The sequence below is a fragment of the Monashia sp. HAY1-2A genome (genome assembly GCF_056755315.1).
Genome location: NZ_JBNDHY010000448.1, coordinates 1 through 266, shown reverse-complemented (window position 1 = coordinate 266; position 266 = coordinate 1). Strand labels below are relative to the sequence as shown.

1 protein-coding gene is annotated in these 266 nt (G+C 71.8%); it reads right to left on the bottom strand.

The window, feature by feature from the left end; genetic code table 11:
- Nucleotides 1-5: 5 nt before the first annotated feature.
- The coding region (locus ACPYOM_RS22670) for a hypothetical protein (protein WP_481347691.1) at nucleotides 6-266 on the bottom strand (261 nt) is incomplete at its 5' end.

Sequence of the window (266 nt, the reverse complement as noted above, 5' to 3'; positions counted from 1 at the left end):
GAGATCTACACTCTCTCCGTCGTCGGCAGCGTCAGATGTGTATAAGAGACAGGGCCGTGCTCCGCGTGCCGCACGTCGACGACGCCGGCTCGCAGCGCCCGGGCCGCGAGCGTCGGCGGCCTGCCACACCAGCGCGTAGGCGTCCTCGACCTGTCTCTTATACACATCTCCGAGCCCACGAGACGCGTAGTAATCTGGGGGGGGGGGGTTTGTGTTGGGGGGAGGGGGGGGGGGGGGGGGGGGGGGGGGGGGGGGGGGGGGGGGGG